Source organism: Paenarthrobacter sp. AT5 (assembly GCF_032764245.1).
Taxonomy (GTDB): domain Bacteria; phylum Actinomycetota; class Actinomycetes; order Actinomycetales; family Micrococcaceae; genus Arthrobacter; species Arthrobacter ureafaciens.
In genome coordinates this window covers 1,064,963-1,084,249 of the sequence record NZ_CP136441.1, presented here as the reverse complement: position 1 = coordinate 1,084,249, position 19,287 = coordinate 1,064,963, and the positions used below count along the sequence as shown (strand labels likewise).

Here is a 19,287-nt window from a genome sequence, read left to right as displayed (position 1 = left end):
GCACGCTAAATTGTCCGAGCCCGCTGGTAGCTTGGCTGCAAGGGTTTCAGCTTTGCTCGGCGTTAGGAGTAGGTACCGTGTTCTTCCTCGATCCGGAGGCAGCGGGCGCACCGCAGGACCTGGTCTTCTCCGCCAGCGACCTCGTCATTGCTGCAACCTGCGAGTACCAGCTGCTCCGCAAACTCGACGAGAAACTCGGGCGCTCCCCCGTTGCTTCCTTTACCCCGGACGCCATGCTGGAAAGGACCGCCAAGCTGGGGGATGTCCACGAGCACAGGGTTTTGGACGACTTCATTGCGGAGTTCGGACCTTGGGACGCGGAGAAGGGAAGAGGCGTTTACGACGTCGAACCCGCCACCGCGATGGACCGCGCCACCCTGACTGCCAAGCATGCGGAATCAATCACGGCGCTCCGCTCCGGTGCGGACGTCGTTTTTCAGGCGGCGTTCTTCGACGGTACGTTCCACGGCAGATCGGACTTCCTCGTCCGGAAACCCGGCGGCGAGTACGCGGTTTTTGACACCAAGCTGGCCCGTCATGCCAAAGTCACTGCGCTCCTTCAGCTGGCGGCGTACGGGGACCAGCTCCTTCAGGCCGGCATCACCCCCGATCCCGTGGTCACGCTGGTCCTGGGCAACCGCGAGCACAGTGACCACCCCTTGTCACAGATCCTGCCGGTCTTCAAAGAACGCCGCCGCCGATTCCTGAATCTGACCGCTACCCACATCGCGGAGTCCGGGCCTGTGGCGTGGGGCGACTCCCGCTTCACAGCATGCGGGCGGTGCGATTACTGTGCGGAGCAGGTCCAGCTTCACCGGGACCTGCTGATGGTGGCAGGCATGAGGATCAGCCGCCGGAAGAAACTGATCGAATCAGGCGTCACCACCGTCGACCAACTGGCCGTCCTGCCTGTCGAAGACGACCACACCCTGCTGCGGCTGCGCGAGCAGGCCCGGCTCCAGACCGGCGTCGGATCCCCTGACGGAACGGTCAATTACACGGACAAAGCAGGCGAGGCCAGGTCCGTCAGCTACAACATCCTGCCGGACAACACGCTCGCCAGGCTCCCTGCACCTGATCCGGGCGACATCTTCTTCGACTTCGAGGGCGATCCCCTGTGGCAGGATCCAGTGTCCGGCAAGTGGGGGCTGGAGTACCTTTTCGGCGTCATCGAGAACCCCCAGGAGCCGGGAGCCACGCCGGTATTTAGACCCTTCTGGGCGCATTCACGGTCCGAAGAGGGACAGGCATTCGTTGACTTCCTGGATTACGTGGCCAAGCGCCGCGCCCAGTTCCCGGGCATGCACATCTACCACTACGCGGCCTACGAGAAAACGGCCCTCCGCAATCTCTCCCTTACTCACGTGCTGGGAGAATCCGCCGTCGACGATCTCCTGCGGCAAGGCGTGCTGGTGGACCTGTACGACACCGTCCGCCACAGCATCCGGGTGTCCGAGAACTCCTACAGCATCAAGAAACTGGAGCCCTTGTACATGGGCCGGCACCTCCGCTCCGGAGAGGTCACCGACGCCGGTGCATCGGTGGTGGCCTATGCGGATTACTGCACGGCAAGGGATACGGGCCAAGTCGACCAAGCCGCGGCCATCCTTGAAAGCATCCGTGACTACAACGAATACGACTGCCTCTCCACGCTGGAGCTACGGAACTGGTTGCTGGCACGTGGTGCGGAGCGGGGCATTGTTCCCGGTGCTTTTGATGCCGCGGCCGGGGAGGCGCCGGCAGGAGAGGCCCAGCCCGCGTCGGACCCGGAAAAGTATCAAGCGGCGCCGGAGGAACAGGCGCTGTTCGACTACCTGGACGGTTTGCCCGAGGACCAGCGTGCTTCGGCGGATGCAAAGGCCATTGGCATCGTGGCGGCAGGAGTCGGGTATCACCGCCGCGAGGACAAGCAGTACTGGTGGGGGCATTTTGATCGCCTCGAGAAGCCCACCTCGCAGTGGGACGACGCGCGCGATCTCTTTATCGTCAAGGACGGCGAGGTGCTGCAGGACTGGGCCAAGCCAAGTCCCCGCAGTAATCCGGCGCGGATCCTGAAATTGGTGGGCCGTTCAGGTGACGGGGCAGGACTGGAGGTTGGCAAGAAGTACTTCAGAATGTACGGGCCGCCATTGCCTGATGCGTTGGTCGGAAAGGAGTCGTCCGTTCTGGGCCGGAGTGGGTGGGACGGCACAGAGGTCGTGGAGACCGGCGAGGAAGAGGACTTCGAGTTCGTCATCGTCAAGGAAGGGCTGCGGAATGATTCTTCGGAGTTCCAGCAACTCCCCATGGCCCTCACTCCCAGCCAGCCCATCTTCACTACAGGACAAAGGGCTGCACTGGCCGCCCTCGCCACGCGGCTGCGGGACTCCCTGCCGGACTGGCCGGACCACCCTGCCCTGGACATGATCCGCAGGAACCCGCCCAGGCTCCGCACGTTGAGCGCGCTGCCGCCGGTATCCCCCGGCCCGCACGGATACATCGAAGCGATCACGGCTGCGGTAAAGGACCTGGACAACTCATACCTGGCCGTGCAGGGTCCTCCGGGCAGCGGGAAGACCCACGTTGGTGCACACGTCCTGGCACGGCTGGTGGACGAGGGCTGGAAAGTCGGAGTAGTGGCACAGTCCCATGCCGTGGTGGAAAACATGCTGTGCGCTGCCGTGGAGAAGGCCGGTGTGGACCCACTGCGGGTAGCCAAGGAGGTCAAACATGGCGAGCCTGTGCCGTGGGAGGGCTGCGGTAAGGCAGATGTCACCGACATCCTGGCCAAGCCCGGTGGCGCCCTGATTGGTGGCACGGCCTGGGCCATGGTGGGCAAAGAGGTCCCGCCGGAGTCCTTGGACTTGCTGGTCATTGACGAAGCCGGGCAGTTCTCGCTCGCCAACACCATGGCCGTCAGCCGGGCCACCAAGCGGCTTCTGCTTCTGGGAGATCCACAGCAACTTCCGCAGGTTACCCAAGGAACACATCCGGAACCCGTGAACGAGTCGGCACTCGGCTGGCTCTCGGACGGCCACAACACCTTGCCGGCCGAGCTTGGGTACTTTCTGGCCCTGTCCTGGCGCATGCATCCGGCGCTGTGCCAGGCCGTGTCCGAGCTCTCCTATGATGGCCGGCTTCGGGCTGCGGAGGCGGCATCGGCACGCACCTTGGAGGGCGCCGCTCCGGGGGTCGCGTGTGTCTACGTGGAGCACTCCGGCAATTCGACCTCGTCCCGGGAGGAAGCACAGGAAGTAGTCCACCAAGTCCAGGCCCACCTCGGCCTGGACTGGCGTGATCCTTCCGAGCAGGAAGGATCCCCCCGCCCGCTCCAGGAGACGGACATTTTGGTGGTTGCTGCCTATAACGCCCAGGTCCAGCTGATCAAGCACCACCTTCGCGAGGCTGGACTCGGCAAGGTCCGGGTAGGCACCGTGGACAAGTTCCAAGGCCAGGAAGCGCCGGTGGTGGTCGTCTCCATGGCCGCCTCCGCCGCGGGGGAAGTACCCCGGGGAATGGAGTTTCTCTTGTCACGCAACCGGATCAATGTGGCGGTGTCGCGCGGCAAGTGGCGTGCCGTCGTCGTGCGTTCGCCCGAACTGACCAACTACCTCCCGACGCATCCGGAGGGACTTGAGAACCTGGGCGGTTTCGTTGCCCTCTGCTCCCCCGAATAGCCCGCTCCCCCAAGTAACTGGCAGTAGGGGTTGTTCTGAGCGTCCAGAACAACCCCTACTGCCAGTTAGTTGATTTAGTTGGTCAGGGCCAGGGCCTCGTCCAGCACGCTTCCAAAGTTCGCGGGATCGTGCGCGAATCGGCCCAGGAAGAGCCCGGAAACACCCGATAGCTGCGGGAGGAGTCCGGGCTTGGCCGAACCGCCATAGATGATGGGCAGCCCCGCCAAACCATGCTCTGCCAGCAGCGCCCGCACACCGGCCACTACCTCGGAAACGTAGTCCGCCGAAGCCGGCTCGGCCGCTCCGATGGCCCAGACGGGCTCATAGGCCACAACGATCCTGCCGGCCACAGCCCAGTCTCCGGAAACTGCTGCCGAAACCTGTTCGAAAACAGTCTTCGCTGCGGCGCCGGGCTCTGCCAGCTCCGTCTCGCCCACGCACAGCAGCGGCGTCACGCCATGATCGACGGCGGCCCGGACCTTCAGTGCGATGGTGGCATCGTCTTCGGCAAAGTGCTTGCGCCGCTCCGCGTGCCCGATCTCCACCATTCCCACGCCCAGTTCGGCCAACATCGACGGGGACACTTCGCCGGTCCAGGGACCGTCAGCCCAGCCGCAGTCCTGCGCGCCCAGAACCACGGGGGTGCCTTCGAGCTGCTGCGCAGCGGCGGGAAGAACCGGGAATGAAGGGATGACAAACGGGACAACCCGCCCGGCCGCGAGGGCCGGACGGGCGTCCACTTCCTTGTTCAGTCGCTCAAGCCACGCCAATGTTTGCGCGTAGCCCATGTACATCTTGGTGCTGACACCGATGTACAGAGCGCCGGAGGAGGCGTTGGAAAGGCTCACTTACCCAGCAATTCGTCGGCCTTGTTGTTGAAACGCTTGGTGCCGAACATCATGATGGCTGCCAGGAACGGCAGGACACCCAGCGCGTAGACACCCATGGTTCCGGTGTCCGAGGCCGTGACCTCGTTGACCGTGGTGCGCAGGATCGGTGCTACGAAGCCACCGAGGTTGCCCAGGGAGTTGATGAGGCCGATGCCTGCAGCTGCGGCGGTACCGGTGAGGAACGCGGTCGGGTAGGACCAGGAGATCGGGCCGATTGAGAGGAAGCTGCAGACTGCGAGGGTGATGAAGATGATGCCCAAAGCAGGCTGCTGGTTGGCCCCCGCCCACGCGGATCCGAAGATGCACAGGCCAGTGGAAACGAACAGTGCCGTACCCCAGCGCCGACGGCGGACCACGCTGTTGGCTGCCTTACCGATGAGGTAGCAAGCAAAGATGCCGAAGAACCACGGGATGGCGGACAGGAGACCAACTGCCAGTCCCACCTTCTGGCCCGTCAACTGGGCAACCTGCTGCGGCAAGTAGAACGTCACACCGTACACCGCGATCTGCAGGCAGAAGTAGATAACGGTGAAGTACCAGACGCGGCCGTTCTTCATGGAGGCGAGGACGCCGCGGGGACCGGACTCTTCCTTGACCGTGTCTTCCAGTGCCATGACATCGCTCAGGGCGGTCTTTTCTTCCTTGGTAAGGAACTTGGCCTCCTGCGGGCTGTTGATCAGGAAGAAGAAAGCTGCAATACCTGCAAGGACTGCGAGCATGCCTTCAACGAAGAACATGACCTGCCAGCCTTCTACACCGGGAACCTGGTCGCCGATGTTAATGAGCCAACCGGACAGCGGAGCGCCCATCATCTGGGAGAACGGCTGTGCCAGGTAGAAGATGGCGAACATCTTCACGCGGACCTTGTTGGGGAACCAGGCGGCGAGGAACATGATGACGCCCGGGAACAGGCCTGCTTCGGTAACACCCAGCAGGAACCGGAGGATGATGAACGAGGTCTCACCCTGCACGAACGCGAAGCAGGCCGAGACGATGCCCCACGTGATGGCGATGCGGGCAAGCCACACCTTGGCGCCGAACTTGGTCAGCAACAGGTTGGAAGGGATCTCGAACAGCGCGTAGCCGATGAAGAAGATGCCTGCGCCCAGTGCGTACGCGCCGGCGGTGATGCCCCTGTCCACTTCCAGCGCAGCTTCTGCGAAGCCCACGTTGGTGCGGTCAAGGAAGGCGACAATGTACAAGATGACCAACATGGGCATCAGTCGCTTCGAAGCCTTGGAAATAGCCGACTTAAGTACCGGCGAATCCAGCAACTCCTTAGTGGAAGTTGCGGCAACGGACATGGAAACTCCTCTTTGAGTAGTCAGTTGGGGGGTGATAACCGGAGCGGGTTATCAGCGTGTGAAAGCAATCAGGAATACGCCCACGGCGCAGGCAAGGATGCCCACGGCGAGGTAGATCTTGCGTTCTTTGGTCCAGGTCCTCATGCCGGGCCTAGTGCATGTACAGCCCGCCATCCACATTCAGCGTCTGTCCGGAGATGTATCCGGAGTCCTCGCTGATGAGGAAGGCGATGGCTGCTGCGATGTCGCGGGTGCTGCCCACGCGGTTCACTACAAGGTCCTGGGTCAGTTCGGCCTTGCGTTCCTCGCTCAGGGTTCCACCCATGATGTCGGTGTCGATCGGGCCGGGCGAGATCGCGTTCACCGTGATGTCGTACGGACCAAGCTCGCGCGCCGTGGCACGCGTCAGGCCGATCACTCCGGCCTTCGCCACCGAGTAGGGGGTCTTGGAGAACGTTCCGCCGCCGCGCTGTGCGGACACGGAGGAGATGTTGACGATGCGGCCGATCTTGTTCTTGACCATGGACTCGGCAACGCGGCGGGTGGCGTAGTGCACGCCGTTGAGGTTGATGCTCAGGACACGGTCCCATTCGGCCGGTTCCAGCTCGAGGTAGCCGATGGGCGAGCTGACGCCGGCCACGTTGGCCAGGGCAACGATCTGGGGCAGTTCAGCCTCGAGTTCGTCGATGGCTGCACGGACCTCGGCTTCGCTGGCCACGTTGGCGCCAACGCCGTGGGCCTTGACACCGAATTCGGCGGCAACTTCCTTGGCGGCTGCCTTGCAAGCGGCATCATCAAGGTCGATGATGCCGATGTTCCAGCCCTGTGCGGCCAGGTAGTTCACGGTTGCGCGGCCGATGCCGCGTTCGGAGACAGCGCCGGTGACGATGGCGGTGCGCTCAGCGGGGAAAGTCATGGGATTTCTCCTTGGTGGAATCAGTTGATGGGTGCCGGGCCAAGCTCTTCAATGAGCTTTTGCATGGCCACGTAAGCCTTGTTGCGGTACGCGATGAGTTCCGGGGTGCGCTCGGCGGGAACGTTGAGGAAACCTGCGCCGGTCTTGGTGCCGAGCTTGCCGGCTTCCACGAGGTCGGTGAGGATCTTCGGCGTTGCGAAGCGTTCCGGGAAGCTGGTCTGCAGCGACTTGTAGCAGAAGTTGTAGACATCCAACCCGGCCATGTCGGCGATGGCGAACGGGCCAAAGAACGGCAGGCGGAAGCCGAACGTCGTACGCACCAGGGTGTCGACGTCGTCGGCGGTTGCGATGCCCTGCTCAACCAGCTGGGCTGCTTCGTGGAACAGCGCGTACTGCAGGCGGTTCAGGACAAAGCCGGTGACATCCTTGACGACGGCGGTCTGCTTGCCGGCGGCGTGCACCATTTCCTGCGATGCGGAAACGGTCGCAGCCGACGTGCCTGCGTGCGGGATGACCTCGACGCCCGGGATAAACGGGGACGGGTTGGAGAAGTGCACGCCCAGGAAACGCTCCGGGTTGGTGACAGCCTCAGCCAGCGCGGCGATGGAGATGGTGGAGGTGTTGGAACCGATCAGGGCGTCCGGCTTTGCAGCGGCGCTGATCCGGGCCAGGGTCTGGTGCTTGATCTCCAGGACTTCCGGCACTGCCTCTTCGATGAAGTCGGCATCGGCCACGGCTTCCTCGATGTCCTTGGCAGCCCACAGGTTCTGCTTGAGGATCTCAGTGGAGCCCTCGGGGAACAGGCCGTCCTTAATGAACTGGTCCGATTCCTCCAGGAGACGGTCGAAGTTCTTCTGTGCCACCTCGGCGGAAACGTCCGCCAAGGCAACACGGGCGCCGCCGAGCGCCAGGACCTGGGCGATGCCGCCGCCCATGTAGCCGGAACCTACGACGGCGATCTTCCGTGCTGCGGTGTTCGGGGCACCGGCGGTGGAGGTGCTTGTCTCGGTCATGATCAGACTGCCTTCGTGTAGTTGGGCTCGTAGGAGCAGATGGCATCCACCTTGGCGGCGGAAGAAGAGTTTTCATCGAAGCGGTGGCCGAGCCATTCCCCCACGAGCTTCTTGGCAAGTTCCAAGCCAATCACGCGCTGGCCGAGGGTGAGGACCTGTGCATTGTTGCTCAGGACGGAACGCTCCACCGAGTAGCTGTCGTGCGCGGTGACTGCGCGGATGCCGGGAACCTTGTTCGCGGCGATGGCCACACCCAGTCCGGTGCCGCAGATCAGCAGCGCACGGTCGGCTTCGCCGTCGGCTACCTTGCGGGCTGCGTCGACGGCCACGTGCGGGTAGGCGGTGGAGTCGTTGGCTCCCACCCCGACGTCGGTGACGGACTCGACGCGCGGGTCTGCTTCGAGGAGGGCCACCAGGGCCTGCTTGTACTCGACGCCTGCTTCATCGTTGCCGACGACTATGCGCCAGCCTGCTGCTGTACTCATTCTGTGGCTCCGTTTCCGGCCGGTGCCGAAGCGGCGGTGGCCAGTTGTGAATCAATGAATTGCGAGATGCGGTTGACTATCAGCCCGAAGGAGACAGCACCGGGGTCCGGGTGCCCAAGGCTCTTCTCCGCGAGTGGACGTGCCCTGCCCTTGAGCGGACGGAGGTCTGCGGTTGCCGCGGCAGCGGACTCGGCAGCCGCAGCGGCTGCTGCCAGTGCCTGGTTAGCCGACGCTCCGCCGTCGAGCTCTGCCAGGAAAGTGTCCCGGAACGGCAGGAGGGCATCGACCATGGTCTTGTCCCCCGGTTCTGCCTTGCCGAGCTCCGTGATGGCGTTGGCGAACGCGGTCACTGCCGCGCGTGCGTCCGCGTCAGTGTAGGAGTCGCGGTTGCCGAGGGCCTGGCCAGCCGCGATGACCGCAGAACCCCACAGCGCGCCGGAGGTGCCGCCGGCCTTTTCGCTCCAGGCCTCGCCGGCAGCCAGCAGAATCCTGGCCACGGATGATCCCGACGCGGCCTCGCCTGCTGCGGCCGCAGCGTCCACGCCACGGCGCATGCCGATACCGTGGTCGCCGTCGCCGGCGATCGCGTCGAGCTTGCCGAGTTCTTCTTCATGCTCGACGACGACGTCCCTCACCTGGGCGAGTAGGGCAACTGCCTGCTGCCCGAGTTCAGCGGCAGCCGGTGTGGCCTGCTCGGTCTCGGTGGCTTCGGCGTCGTCCGCAATTGCCTGGGTGCGGGCAGCGCGCGGTGCCATGCTTCCCTTGCGGAACGCCGGGGTGTCGGCGGGAGCGGACCAGTACTGCTCCAGTTCCTCATCCAGCCACAGGAGCGTGAGCGAGAGTCCGGACATGTCCAGGCTGGTGACCAGCTCGCCGCACTCAGGCTCAACGATGGAGAGCCCTTCTGCGCTCAGCAGCTTCTCGATCTTGCCGAAGAGCAGGAAGAGTTCGTCGTACTTGACCGTACCCAGGCCGTTGACGATTGCCACCACGCGGTCGCCGGCGTCGTCGGGCTTGTCTGCCAGAAGCTTGGAGACCAGCAGTTCGGCGAGCTCGGACGCGGTGGGCATCGGGTGCTCGGAGATGCCGGGCTCGCCGTGGATACCCAGGCCGAGGGACATCTGGCCGGCCGGAACGTGGAACAGCGGTTCCTTGGCACCGGGCAGCGTGCAGCCGTCAAAAGCCACGCCGAGGGAACGGGTGCGGTAGTTGGTCTTGATGGCCAACCGCTCTACCTCATCCAGGTTCAGGCCCGCTTCCGCGGCGGCACCGGCGATCTTGAAGACGGTAAGGTCCCCGGCGATGCCCCGGCGCTTCTCCAGCTGGTCAATCGGGGCGCTGGCGATGTCATCGGTCACGGTGACGGTGCGGGTCTCAATGCCTTCCGCGTTGAGGCGAAGCTGTGCCTGGCCAAAGTGCAGCACGTCGCCTGCGTAGTTGCCGTAGCTCAGCAGGACGCCACCGCCGGCGTTTGCGGCCTTGGCTACGCGGTAAACCTGCCCGGCTGCCGGGGAAGCGAACATGTTGCCGCAGGCTGAGCCTGCTGCCAGGCCCGGACCCACCAAACCGGCGAATGCCGGGTAGTGTCCGGAACCGCCGCCAACCACCAGTGCTACCTGGCCGGCGGGAACTTCGGTGGAACGGACCACGCCGCCGTCAACGCGGGCAACGTAGTTGCGGTTCGCAGCTACGAAGCCGTCCAAGGCATCGTCGGCGAATTCTGCCGGGTTGTCGAAGATCTGCGTCATTCCTAGACTCCTGCGAACTGGGTAGTTGCGGGCTGCTGGCGGCCCTGGGCTACCTTGCTCTGGCCCAGTGCGTAGCCGTCGTTCTTGGGGAGGACGTGGCGGCGCAGGTAATCCTGGTTGCTGGCGGTGACGCTCAGGCCGTCTCCGCCGTAGTGCTCAACGCAGAGGATGCCCTGGAAGCCCACGGACAATGCGTACTTGAAGGCCTCGCGGTAGTTGATGAGGCCGCTTTCCATGGGGGCAGGCATGGTGATGTAGCTGTCGCGGGCAACATCCTCGTCGCGGATGTAGTTCTTCATGTGCCAGTAGTTGGAGTACGGCAGGGTCTTGTGGACAAGCTCGCGCCAGTCCTCGATGGGACGGTGCAGGCGGATCAGGTTGCCAAGGTCGGGGTTCAGGCCGACGTTGTCCAGGCCGATGTCCTGGACCAGCTGCACGGAGGAATCGCCGGTGCCGAGGTAGGTGTCCTCGTACATCTCCAGGGAGACCAGGATGCCTGCTTCAGCGGCGTGCTTGCCGATTTCACGGATGCGGGAGACTGCGTTGCCCCACGCTTCCTTGTCACCAACAGGATCCTTGTAGCCTTCCACGGTCCAGAACCACAACTGCTTCTGCTGTTCCGGGGTGATGGCCTGGTGGAGACCGATGGAAACCACTTCGCAGCCAAGCTCTGCTGCGGCGTCAATGGTGCGGTGGCTGTAAGCCAGGTTGTCTTCCCAGTCGCGCTCGTGGATGACGCTGCGGCGGATCGCGGAGATCACCGGGATCCCGACGCCAACTTCGTCAGCGGTCTGCTTGAACTCGGCCAGGCGCTCCTTGCTCAGGTCGCCGGGACGGACCCAACTGTCCGTGAGGTCTGCGTTGGCAAAACCGGCGTCCTTGACTTCTTGGAAGACCGAGGCCCAAACGGAAGCGTCGGCGTCGTTGACCTGCTGGCCCGAAGCATCCGTGCCCGGGAACTGCAGGAGGGCCGCGGTGATGGGCCAGTTTTCGGCGGTGTACGCCATGATGATCACTCCTTCGTGGAATCCTGTTTCCTATAGGATTTACGAATAAGTTAACGCTGTCAACCCTGAATGCGTAACTTCCTAGATCCTATATGTCATACAAATGTTTGTGAAGCCCGTCACGGGATCAGGAGAGCGGCGTCATAGGCGTCCGTGAGGTGCGGAAACACGCTGCGTGAGGGCGCCTGGCGGCGTGCGGCGTGCGGCCCCGCAGAATCAGGGACGCTGGAAAAATTCTTATGGCTTCCCTGACCCCGGGCAGGGACTGACGGACCTCAGTCTTCGGGCGCGTCAGCCATCGCACGGCCCCGCACGTTCTCTACGTGCTTGGTCATGGCTGTGGCAGCGGCTTCAGGATCGCCGCTGAGCAGCGCGTCAAGCACTGCCTGGTGTTCGGCGATCGCCTGTTCGGCGTCGGTAATGCCCACTCCCCCGAACAGCCGGAACCGCTGGATCTGCCCGCCCAAGGTGTTGTAGGCCGCAAGGAGGAACTGATTGCTGGCCTGGGCTGCAATCAACTGGTGGAAACGTTCGTCTGCTTCGAGGTAGCTGCGGTACTCCGCAAAGCTCCCACCGCGCGGAGCTGTCCGCAGGTCCTCGACGGCCTGCTTCAAGGCTGCGAGTCCGTCAGGGGTCATCCGCGAACAGGCCAGGCGGGCATTGACAGGTTCAATGGAAAGCCGGGCTTCCATCAATTCCGCGAAGTCCTCGCGGGTGAAAACGGGGGCCACCCGGTACCCCTTGAGCGCCACCCGACGGACCATCCCCGTATGCTCCAAACGTGCCAACGCTTCGCGTACGGGGGTAGGTGAGACTTCGAGTTCCCTGGCCATGCCGTCGATGCTCACAGCCGCTCCGGGCTCGAGCCGGCCATCCATCAACCACTCGAGCAGGGCCTCGTAAACGTGGTCGGCAAGGACCTGCCGGCTCACGGGAAGGCCGGTACGGACGGAGCTCGGGGAAGCTGCAGGCATGAGCAAATCCTATAGGAATGCCTCCAAGGAAGGGAGGAGGACGCCCGGACGGACCCATTCCCCAGCTATTACCCTGCTATCCCCCAGCGTCACATTTCGTCCGCACGCCCCCAACTAGGTAGCAGCAGAGCGCGTTTAGACGGCTCTAAACGCGCTCTGCTGCGACCCAGTTGGGTGCCGGGTTAGTGGGGTGCCGGGTTAGTTGGCGTAGAACGGGTAGTCGGTGTAGCCCTCCGCGCCGTCGGCGTAGAACGTGGCGGCGTTCGGTTCATTCAAAGGCAGGCCTTCGCGCCAGCGGCGGGCAAGGTCCGGGTTCGCGATCGCGGGACGGCCCACCACCACACCGTCAGCAAGGCCATCGGCAACAAGCGCGACGGCTTCCTCGCGCGTGGTGATCTCGCTGAACCCGGTGTTCACCAGGAACGTGCCATTGAAGCGTTCACGCAGGTCCTGGACCAGGGCACCCTTGGGATCGTGGTGCAGGATGCTGAGGTATGCCAGGTTAAGCGGCGCAATGGTGTCAACCAAGACCTCGTAAGTGGCCCGGACGTCCGCGGCATCGGTCTCTGCGATTCCTTGCACGTTGTGCTCGGGCGAGATACGGATGCCCACGCGGTTGGCGCCGAGGGCCTCCACTACGGCGTTGACCGTTTCGATGACGAAGCGTGCCCGGTTTTCCGGCGAGCCACCGTAGCTGTCCGTGCGGACGTTGGAGTTCGGAGCGAGGAACTCGTGAAGGAGGTAACCATTGGCGGAGTGCAGCTCCACGCCGTCGAATCCTGCCTCAATAGCGTTCCTGGACGCTGTGACGATCTCCTGGAGCACGCCGGGAAGTTCGTCAGTGCGCAGCTCGCGGGGAACCGGGAAGGGCTGCTTGCCGTTGGGCGTACGGACATCGCCGTCGATCGCTACGGGGCTGGGGCCAACAATTTCATGCCCGCCAGTGATGTCGGCATGGGAGACGCGGCCGCCATGCATCACTTGGGCGAAGATCCTGCCGCCTTCAGCGTGGACCGCATCAGTCACCTTCTTCCAGCCGGCGATCTGCTCCTCGGTGACCAAGCCGGGCTGGCCGGTGTAGGACTGGCCGGCGGGCGTCGGGTAGGTGCCTTCGCTCACGATCAGGCCCAACGAAGCCCGCTGGCGGTAGTGCTCTGCAATGAGGTCATTCGGCACGCCGTCCAAGCCTGCACGCAGTCGGGTCAGCGGGGCCATGACAAGGCGGTTGGGAAGTTCAAGCTCACCGAGTGCCAGCGGGGAAAACAGCATGCGCAGTTCCTTTCAGAGTGAATCGGGTTCACCCTCGGCAACTGAGCGGCGTCTGCAACTATTCCGTCATGAGTCGCAAGTCACACCGGCGACTCCCCCTCTTTCCATCCCTCTCTCACATACCAACGGGTTTTGCGCATTGCTCTGTCACCTGATCGGGTTAGAGGCCGCTCCCCTATCCGCCCGGCGCACCCCGTGTGACTTCCCGCCGCTCCCCTATCCGCTTGACGCACCCGTGGTACCGGACGCGATGGGCGGCAAGGCGTGCGCCGCGACCGGAGCCCGGCCAGCCGATAAAGTTCGACGGCGGCACTCGGCGAGCGCCGCCGTCGAGCCTTCCGCTGCGGGACGTGAAAGAGCAACCCACGAAAACGGGCGGGAAGTGATAGAGCAACCCACGAAAACGGGCGGGAAGTGATAGAGGGACGTGCTACTGGTTGACCTCGCGCATGGCCTCGTCGAAGCACTCGCACAGGGCAAGCACGGCGACGAGGTGCGCTTCTTCGGCGTGCGGCGGATCCGTATTGATGTTAACGGCCTCGTTGACGGCCTGGGCCAGGTCCTTGGATTCCCTGCCGGTGAGGGCCCACACCTTGGCGCCGGCTTTCTTGGCAGCTGATGCGGCGTCCCGGAGATCGTCCGTGATGCCCTTGGCAGCCAACAGCACCACGACGTCGCCCCGGTTGACCAACTCCGGGATCTGGCCGCTGATGGTTTCCCCGGCTTCCTTGTGGGCCACGATCGCCCTGAAGGTGCCCGGGTTGCCGTCGGGATGGTGGGCGGCATCGTGGGCTGTAAGTTCGGAGGCGAAGCGCTGGGCCTCATGGGCTGAGCCGTCGCTGCCGGCAGCAAAGACCTTGGCGCCGCGAAGCCTGGCCCGGGCCAACTCTTCACCCCACTCGGCAAGGCGTGAAGACTCGCGCCGCAACGCTGCCACGGCCGGACCGATCTCGCCAAGATGGCTGAGGACTACGTCTACTGCGTGCCTGTTTGGCTTTGCGTCGCCCGACCGCACCGTTTGTCCTGTTCGCCTCACCACGATGCTCACTTCCCTGCCCTCCAGAGTCTTGTTCGAAAACTAGGCGTTCCTGTCGCCGTCCCGCACAGAACCGTCCCGCACAGAACCGTCCCGCACCGAACCGTCCCGCACCGAACCGTCCCGGTCGCGGGCTGCCCCGTCATTGGCGGCTTCGCGGTGCGAGCGGTCCCGGGTCAGGCGGTGGCCGTCGTGTTCGGCGTTCTGGACGCGGGCGTCGTGTTCGGGGACATCGGCGTCCCGGGAGGAGCCGTTGCCGCGGGTGTTGGCATCAGGGTCAAGTTTGTCTGCGTGGCGCAGGTGCTCTTCAACGCGGCCGCTCGCTTCCTTGGCTTTGGCTGAGTTGCGCTCGGCTTCGCGGCGGAGGCGGTTCGCCTCGGCTTCGGCCTGGACAGCAGCGGCCTCGGCCTGCGCGGACTCCACCTTGGCCTGATGTGCGCTGACCGCCTCTTGGTCTGCCTTCTCCCGCAGGTCGAGGGCGCGTTGGCGGTTGGCTTCGGCCCTCTTTTTGCGCCCCACCATCAGCGCGATGATGATCGCGGCTATGACGACGACGGCCACTACGATAATCAGTACTATTTGCCCGGTATCCATGTGGATTGCCTCCTTGGTGAACGGCTTGGGTGGTTTTCGAGTGTCTTAGGCCGGGAGTTCCATGCGGAATCCGCAGGTGCACTGCAGCACCCGGGTTTCCAGGTACACGTCCATGAGGGCCTCTTCGTCCTCTTCGGTGGACAGGGGCGTGTAGATGCTCCGGGCCGATGACCGGGCGAACTTCATGGGCTCGCCGCAGTGGATGTACTCGCCGTGCACCTTGAGCAGGCCGGACAGGTCGGCATGCTTGCGTGGAACGCCGTCGGGAACCAGCGGATTCTCTATGATTGACAACTGCCCACTCCTCGTCAGTTCAGTTCGATATGTTGTGCCTTACATCATATTAACCTATTTATCAGGTTGCTTACTAACGATTTGGACGCAATTGTCCGCCGACAGCGGCACGCAAGCTCCGCCGTCGTCATTCGGTGGTCAGCTGCCGGTAGCCTCCGGATGCTCGCGCGCCCGCTTCTCCTCCGGCGATTCACCGCTCTCATCCGGAACAAACGTGGGGTCGACTTCGGTGGTGAAGTCACCGCTTCCGGGCTCGCTGTGGGGAGGTTCGACGCCAGCCGGTTCAGTCGGTTGCTGCGGTTCGGCGGGTGCTCGCTTCTGTTCGTTCGGTTCTCCGCTCATGGCCTCAATCTATGACGGGGGCCAAGGGGTGTCGAGGCCCGCCGTCCCTTGTGCGGGTCATCCAACTCTGTTTGGCTGGGATGGTCTCCTGCAGCGTGGGACACCTCCAGCCAAAAGCAGGGAGAGCACCGGTATGAAAGCAGTGACGTGGCAAGGCAGGCGCTCATTGAGCGTCATCGAAGTCCCCGATCCAACTATTCAGGAACCAACGGACGTGATCGTCAGGATTACGTCCACGGCCATTTGCGGCTCCGACCTGCACCTCTACGAGGTCCTCGGCCCCTACATGCATAAGGGCGACGTGATCGGCCATGAGCCCATGGGCATCGTGGAAGAAGTGGGCCCGGAAGTCCACAGGCTCAAGAAGGGCGACCGTGTTGTGGTGCCCTTCAATATCTCCTGCGGCCGCTGCTATATGTGCAACCAAGGCCTGCAGTCCCAGTGCGAGACCACCCAGGTCAAGGAGAAGGGTTCCGGGGCTGCCCTCTTCGGCTATTCCGAACTCTACGGCTCCGTGCCCGGCGGCCAGGCGCAGTACCTGCGCGTGCCCTTCGGCGACTACGGTCCGGTTAAAGTCAGCTCCGACCTTCCCGACGAACGGTATTTGTTCCTCTCCGACATCCTGCCCACCGCATGGCAGGCAGTGGAATACGCCAACGTCCCCGACGGCGGCACGCTGGCGGTCCTGGGGCTGGGACCGGTGGGGCAGTTCGCTGCCAGGATCGGCAAGTACAAGGGCTTCCGGGTGATCGGCGTGGACCCTGTTCCGGAGCGGCGCGCAATGGCCGAAGCCCACGGCATCGAGACCATGGACTACAGCCCGGATGTTGCCGGGCAAATCAAGGAAGAGACCGTGGGCCGCGGACCGGACTCCGTGGTTGACGCGGTGGGCATGGAAGCGCATGGCTCCCCCGTCGCATCCTTCCTCCACAAGGCCGTGTCCTTGCTGCCGGACAAACCGGCACAGGTGGCCATGGAGACCATGAGCGTGGACCGCCTTGCCGCGCTTCACACCGCGGTGGACCTGGTCAGGCGCGGTGGGACCATTTCACTGAGCGGCGTATACGGCGGCCAGGCCGATCCGATGCCCATGCTGACCATGTTCGACAAGCAGATCCAACTGCGCATGGGCCAGTGCAATGTGCGCAGCTGGACGGACCAGCTGCTGCCCCTGGTGGAAGACGACGCCGATCCCCTGGGAGTCATGCACCTGGTGACCCACACCGGTGGACTTGACGACGCTCCCGAGCTCTACGAGAAGTTCCAAAAGAAGCAGGACGGCTGCATCAAGGTGGTGCTCAAGCCGTAGGTCTTCGCGCTCCAAAATCCGGGGGACTGCTTTGTGCCGACCCTCCAAAATCGGCCACGCGTCCCCCGGATAGCGTCGAGTCCATGACCATCGACGCAACGCATGAAGCCACTGGTTACGCCATTCTGGACCTCGCAAAGGACCAAGTCCTGGAGCGGGGCGAAGGACTCACCGAGGATCAGCTTGTAGAGATCCTCCAACTCCCGGACGACGCCATTCCGGCCGCCCTGCAGCTGGCCCACGAGGTGCGCCTCAAGCATTGCGGCGAGGACGTCGAGGTGGAGGGAATCATCTCCATCAAGACCGGCGGATGCCCGGAGGACTGCCATTTCTGCAGCCAGTCGGGCCTGTTCGACTCTCCCGTGCGCGGAGTGTGGTTGGACATCCCCGAACTGGTTAAGGCAGCCAAGGAGACTGCCGCTACGGGAGCCACCGAGTTTTGCATCGTCGCCGCGATGCGCGGTCCGGATATCAAGCTGATGAACCAGATCAAGTTCGCGATCGACCGCATCAATGAGGAAGTCGACATCAACATTGCCTGCTCCTTGGGCATGCTGACCCAACGCCAGGTGGACCAATTGGCTGAATGGGGCGTCCACCGGTACAACCACAACCTGGAGACCGCACGCAGCTACTTCCCGCAGGTGGTCACAACGCACAGCTACGAAGAGCGCTTGGACACGTGCCGAATGGTCAAGGAAGCAGGCATGGAACTGTGCTGCGGCGCCTTGATCGGGATGGGCGAAAGCCTTGAACAACGGGCAGAGCTGGCCGCGCAGCTTGCCGCCCTTGAACCGCACGAAGTCCCCCTGAACTTCCTCAACCCCAGGCCCGGAACCCCGCTGGAAAACCAAGGCATCATGGACGGCAAGGATGCGCTCCGGGCCATCGCGGCGTTCCGCCTGGCGATGCCGCGCACTGTCCTGCGTTACGCGGGAGGCCGCGAGTTGACCCTCGGCGACCTCGGTACCCGTGAAGGGCTCCTGGGCGGCATCAACGCGGTGATCGTGGGCAACTACCTGACCACCTTGGGTCGCCCCGCAACAGCCGACCTCAACCTCCTGGTGGAGCTCAACATGCCCATCAAGGAACTCCAGAAGTCGCTGTGAACAGCGCGGCCCTGCAAGTAACCACCTACTGCGGCCACTGCGGGGGTGAAGCCACCGGCGCCGCAAGCACCCACGGCGAGCGCCCGACGTCGGAGGCTCACGTGCCCTGCCTCCGGCAGTTGGTGATGGAACCGCCGCGCTATTGCACCGTGTGCCGACGCCGGATGAAGGTCCAGGTGACGCCGCTGGGGTGGACCGCGGAGTGCTCCCGCCACGGTGTGGTCCGGTGACGGCCTCGGCAGCAGCACGGGGACACCGGAACGGGGCCGACACCACGGCGGTGCGGTGAAGCCGGCGCTACTGTTGAGGGATGGGCGAGAGCCGGGATTTGCTGACACCGGAGCAGCGCAGCCGCAACATGTCCCGGATCCGGGGCAAGAACACCAAGCCGGAGCTGCTGGTCCGCAGCATCCTGCACGCCAAGGGGTACCGTTACCGGCTTCACGGGCGCGCGGGCACGACGACGCTCCCGGGCCGGCCGGACCTGGTGTTTGCCGGCCGCCGCAAAGTGATCTTCGTGAACGGCTGTTTTTGGCATTTCCACGACTGCAAGGCAGGGCGCCATGCGCCGGCAGCAAATGCGGAGTTCTGGGCGGCCAAACGCACAAGGACCCGCGAGCGCGACTCCCTGCAGCGCGAACAGCTGGAGGCCTCCGGGTGGGAATCCCTCACGGTGTGGGAGTGCGAACTCAAGGACCGCGGCGAGCTGGAAAGCCGGTTGACGGCCTTCCTTGAGGGCGGAAGCCAGCGCCTGGCAGCTCCCCTGGATTCGCCGGAACGGTCCCCCGCCGCGGGTGATCAAGACTGGCTCTGAGTCCGCTCAAGATTGGATCAAGCTTTCACTTTGGGGCACGTGCGCTGTTCGGCTGGTCCTACTGTTGAATCGTGAATCCATTGTTCGGCAGCGGCGGGAGGAGTCTGGTGTCAGAGTATGACGAATGCACAGACTCCCTGGTGGATCGCTCGGTCCTCACCGAACTCCGGGCCGACGTCGGCGGCGACCAAGCGATCGTCAACGCGTTCGTCCGCAACTACGTGGCGATGCTGCCGTGGCGGGTGGCCCGGCTTCATCATGCCTTGGACAACCTGGACCTGGACGAGGCAATGGACGCTGTGCTCAGCCTCAAGACGTCCAGCCACATGGTGGGAGCGGTCTGCATGCGGCGGCTCGCCGCGGAACTGGAAATCGGGATGAAGCTGCTCCGCGGCGCGGAGCAGCTGGCCGACCTGACGCCCTTGGTGGATGAGATCGATGCCTTCGTCTTCGGCACCATCAGCCAGCTGGAATCATCATTTTCCTGAAATTTTTTACTTTGCTGAAGAAAACCATTGACTCGCTAA

19 protein-coding genes are annotated in these 19,287 nt (G+C 63.8%); 6 read left to right on the top strand and 13 right to left on the bottom strand.

Going from position 1 to position 19,287, the window contains the following annotated elements:
* Positions 1–77 precede the first annotated feature (77 nt).
* Positions 78–3,656 (top strand): TM0106 family RecB-like putative nuclease, encoded by a 3,579-nt coding sequence (locus RI444_RS05100; protein ID WP_207605034.1) that lies wholly within the window; start codon positions 78–80, stop codon positions 3,654–3,656.
* 74 nt (positions 3,657–3,730) lie between these two features.
* Here RI444_RS05100 and RI444_RS05095 read toward each other — a convergent pair whose 3' ends face one another.
* From RI444_RS05095 to RI444_RS05035, 13 genes are all read right to left on the bottom strand, one after another.
* On the bottom strand, positions 3,731–4,450 hold the full coding sequence (locus tag RI444_RS05095; RefSeq protein WP_052474152.1) for a triose-phosphate isomerase family protein: 720 nt from the start codon (positions 4,448–4,450) through the stop codon (positions 3,731–3,733).
* Positions 4,451–4,500: 50 nt separating this feature from the next.
* Positions 4,501–5,850 (bottom strand): MFS transporter, encoded by a 1,350-nt coding sequence (locus RI444_RS05090; protein WP_207605035.1) that lies wholly within the window; start codon positions 5,848–5,850, stop codon positions 4,501–4,503.
* Positions 5,851–6,001: 151 nt separating this feature from the next.
* Positions 6,002–6,766: an SDR family NAD(P)-dependent oxidoreductase gene (locus RI444_RS05085; protein ID WP_021472736.1), complete on the bottom strand. Its 765-nt coding sequence runs from the start codon at positions 6,764–6,766 to the stop codon at positions 6,002–6,004.
* A gap of 20 nt (positions 6,767–6,786) precedes the next feature.
* Positions 6,787–7,779 carry a 3-hydroxyacyl-CoA dehydrogenase family protein gene (locus RI444_RS05080; RefSeq protein ID WP_021472737.1) on the bottom strand — a complete coding sequence of 331 codons (993 nt, stop codon included), beginning with the start codon at positions 7,777–7,779 and terminating at the stop codon, positions 6,787–6,789.
* A gap of 2 nt (positions 7,780–7,781) precedes the next feature.
* A complete protein-coding gene (locus RI444_RS05075) occupies positions 7,782–8,264 on the bottom strand; it encodes a ribose-5-phosphate isomerase (protein WP_021472738.1) in 483 nt (160 codons plus the stop codon).
* Positions 8,261–10,012 carry a dihydroxyacetone kinase subunit DhaL gene (dhaL, locus tag RI444_RS05070; protein ID WP_207605036.1) on the bottom strand — a complete coding sequence of 584 codons (1,752 nt, stop codon included), beginning with the start codon at positions 10,010–10,012 and terminating at the stop codon, positions 8,261–8,263. The genes RI444_RS05075 and dhaL overlap by 4 nt, the downstream gene beginning before the upstream one ends.
* Positions 10,013–10,014: 2 nt before the next feature.
* Entirely contained in the window at positions 10,015–11,019 is a 1,005-nt protein-coding gene (locus tag RI444_RS05065; protein ID WP_207605037.1) for a sugar phosphate isomerase/epimerase family protein, read from the bottom strand.
* Between the two features lie 275 nt (positions 11,020–11,294).
* Positions 11,295–11,993, bottom strand: coding sequence for a GntR family transcriptional regulator (locus tag RI444_RS05060; RefSeq protein ID WP_021472741.1), 699 nt, complete (start codon positions 11,991–11,993; stop codon positions 11,295–11,297).
* Positions 11,994–12,191: 198 nt separating this feature from the next.
* Positions 12,192–13,262, bottom strand: a complete 1,071-nt coding sequence (locus tag RI444_RS05055) for an alkene reductase (RefSeq protein WP_069695637.1) — start codon at positions 13,260–13,262, stop codon at positions 12,192–12,194.
* A 430-nt stretch (positions 13,263–13,692) separates the two neighbouring features.
* Positions 13,693–14,310, bottom strand: a complete 618-nt coding sequence (locus RI444_RS05050; protein ID WP_225740050.1) for an SIS domain-containing protein — start codon at positions 14,308–14,310, stop codon at positions 13,693–13,695.
* A gap of 30 nt (positions 14,311–14,340) precedes the next feature.
* Complete coding sequence (locus tag RI444_RS05045; RefSeq protein ID WP_207605038.1) at positions 14,341–14,892, bottom strand: hypothetical protein; 552 nt, start codon at positions 14,890–14,892, stop codon at positions 14,341–14,343.
* Between the two features lie 45 nt (positions 14,893–14,937).
* Complete coding sequence (locus tag RI444_RS05040) at positions 14,938–15,186, bottom strand: hypothetical protein (protein WP_021472745.1); 249 nt, start codon at positions 15,184–15,186, stop codon at positions 14,938–14,940.
* A 138-nt stretch (positions 15,187–15,324) separates the two neighbouring features.
* Positions 15,325–15,528, bottom strand: coding sequence for a hypothetical protein (locus RI444_RS05035; protein ID WP_062095488.1), 204 nt, complete (start codon positions 15,526–15,528; stop codon positions 15,325–15,327).
* Between the two features lie 133 nt (positions 15,529–15,661).
* On the opposite strand from RI444_RS05035, the gene RI444_RS05030 reads away from it, so the two are divergent.
* The 5 genes from RI444_RS05030 (at position 15,662) to RI444_RS05010 (ending at position 19,248) form a co-directional block, all read left to right on the top strand.
* A complete protein-coding gene (locus RI444_RS05030; protein ID WP_031216649.1) occupies positions 15,662–16,837 on the top strand; it encodes a zinc-dependent alcohol dehydrogenase in 1,176 nt (391 codons plus the stop codon).
* An 83-nt stretch (positions 16,838–16,920) separates the two neighbouring features.
* Complete coding sequence (gene bioB / locus RI444_RS05025; RefSeq protein ID WP_062095486.1) at positions 16,921–17,946, top strand: biotin synthase BioB; 1,026 nt, start codon at positions 16,921–16,923, stop codon at positions 17,944–17,946.
* A complete protein-coding gene (locus RI444_RS05020; protein WP_069695634.1) occupies positions 17,943–18,176 on the top strand; it encodes a hypothetical protein in 234 nt (77 codons plus the stop codon). Before bioB ends, RI444_RS05020 begins: the two co-directional genes overlap by 4 nt.
* 80 nt (positions 18,177–18,256) lie before the next feature.
* On the top strand, positions 18,257–18,760 hold the full coding sequence (locus RI444_RS05015) for a very short patch repair endonuclease (protein ID WP_069695633.1): 504 nt from the start codon (positions 18,257–18,259) through the stop codon (positions 18,758–18,760).
* Between the two features lie 107 nt (positions 18,761–18,867).
* Complete coding sequence (locus RI444_RS05010) at positions 18,868–19,248, top strand: Hpt domain-containing protein (protein ID WP_021472750.1); 381 nt, start codon at positions 18,868–18,870, stop codon at positions 19,246–19,248.
* Positions 19,249–19,287 lie beyond the last annotated feature (39 nt).

Excerpts from the sequence above, each read along its gene's own strand:
- RI444_RS05095 (WP_052474152.1), bottom strand. The coding sequence starts at position 4,450 with ATGTACATGGGCTACGCGCAAACATTGGCGTGGCTTGAGCGACTGAAC.
- RI444_RS05090 (WP_207605035.1), bottom strand. The coding sequence starts at position 5,850 with ATGTCCGTTGCCGCAACTTCCACTAAGGAGTTGCTGGATTCGCCGGTA.
- RI444_RS05085 (WP_021472736.1), bottom strand. The coding sequence starts at position 6,766 with ATGACTTTCCCCGCTGAGCGCACCGCCATCGTCACCGGCGCTGTCTCC.
- RI444_RS05080 (WP_021472737.1), bottom strand. The coding sequence starts at position 7,779 with ATGACCGAGACAAGCACCTCCACCGCCGGTGCCCCGAACACCGCAGCA.
- RI444_RS05075 (WP_021472738.1), bottom strand. The coding sequence starts at position 8,264 with ATGAGTACAGCAGCAGGCTGGCGCATAGTCGTCGGCAACGATGAAGCA.
- dhaL (WP_207605036.1), bottom strand. The coding sequence starts at position 10,012 with ATGACGCAGATCTTCGACAACCCGGCAGAATTCGCCGACGATGCCTTG.
- RI444_RS05065 (WP_207605037.1), bottom strand. The coding sequence starts at position 11,019 with ATGGCGTACACCGCCGAAAACTGGCCCATCACCGCGGCCCTCCTGCAG.
- RI444_RS05060 (WP_021472741.1), bottom strand. The coding sequence starts at position 11,993 with ATGCCTGCAGCTTCCCCGAGCTCCGTCCGTACCGGCCTTCCCGTGAGC.
- RI444_RS05055 (WP_069695637.1), bottom strand. The coding sequence starts at position 13,262 with ATGCTGTTTTCCCCGCTGGCACTCGGTGAGCTTGAACTTCCCAACCGC.
- RI444_RS05045 (WP_207605038.1), bottom strand. The coding sequence starts at position 14,892 with ATGGATACCGGGCAAATAGTACTGATTATCGTAGTGGCCGTCGTCGTC.
- RI444_RS05035 (WP_062095488.1), bottom strand. The coding sequence starts at position 15,528 with ATGAGCGGAGAACCGAACGAACAGAAGCGAGCACCCGCCGAACCGCAG.
- RI444_RS05030 (WP_031216649.1), top strand. The coding sequence starts at position 15,662 with ATGAAAGCAGTGACGTGGCAAGGCAGGCGCTCATTGAGCGTCATCGAA.
- bioB (WP_062095486.1), top strand. The coding sequence starts at position 16,921 with ATGACCATCGACGCAACGCATGAAGCCACTGGTTACGCCATTCTGGAC.
- RI444_RS05015 (WP_069695633.1), top strand. The coding sequence starts at position 18,257 with ATGGGCGAGAGCCGGGATTTGCTGACACCGGAGCAGCGCAGCCGCAAC.